General features: G+C 59.8%; 1 pseudogene. It reads left to right on the plus strand.

The window, feature by feature from the left end:
- Positions 1-883: pseudogene (locus tag PEH01S_RS34990) on the plus strand (hypothetical protein); the annotation flags it as partial.
- Between the last annotated feature and the right edge of the window lie 26 nt (positions 884-909).

Consider the following 909-nt stretch of genomic DNA (forward strand, 5'->3'; position numbering starts at 1 on the left):
GCCTCAGCCGTTCCAGGCAGCCCAAAAGGGAAAGCCGAACGAGCCAGCACTTAATCCGTATCAAGTAGCTCAGCCGCAGCCTTCCGAGTCTTTGTTCCAGCAATACAATGTACCCGCTGTCGAAGCGACGGCTCAGCCGCCGCAGCCGCCCTATGGAAAAGGCAAAGAAAATGTTTGGAAGGAGCCGGAGCTTCCGCCGATTCCGCAAATGCCCGATACCGGAACGATGCCTTACTATACGGCCACGGCAGCGCCACCGACATATCCGTCTTTTTCTACAGGTCCGGCACCGGTTATTAAAAGCGGCTGCGGCTGCGGAGGGGGACTGGCAGATTTGCCGTACGCATTGCCGCCGGAATCGCCTCAATTCGCGCAGCAGCCCGCGCAGTCTTCCTATATGCCGCAATGGTCGCAGGCAGCGCCGATTTCGTTTGAGCCGCCTCTGCCGCAGCCGAATATCCCCGGGCCGTTCCAGCCCTATGGCCAGCCGGCGGATGAATACCCGCTTATGCCGTTTGCCGGTCCGGGACCTTTATTCTGTGAACCGGTCGTTCCGTTTCACGGATACCCGGGGTTCCCGTCGTATCCGGGCTATGTAAGCCCTGCGGCGTCCCCGTACGGAAGCCCCTTTCCTTGGGGGCAGGCGCCGGTAGACGATAAGGGACGGGAAGGCGAAGGGGAATCCGGAGAGAGCGCGCATTCCGAAAAGGCGGTTATTTCGCAAACCGATACCAAGTCCGAGCCTAAAGCTGTGAGCCCCCCGAAACGGAAAAAGAAGCAAAGCTCCGCACGTGCCGCAATCAGCAGCTTGATTGAGCGCAGTCGCCGGCAGGGGGCCCGTTCGGCGAAGCCGAGAAAGCCCGTGCCTTGGCTCGGCAATTAAATATAAAAAACAGCCGGAAGCCTGGG

The sequence above is a fragment of the Paenibacillus ehimensis NBRC 15659 genome (genome assembly GCF_004000785.1).
Lineage (GTDB): Bacteria > Bacillota > Bacilli > Paenibacillales > NBRC-103111 > Paenibacillus_G > Paenibacillus_G ehimensis.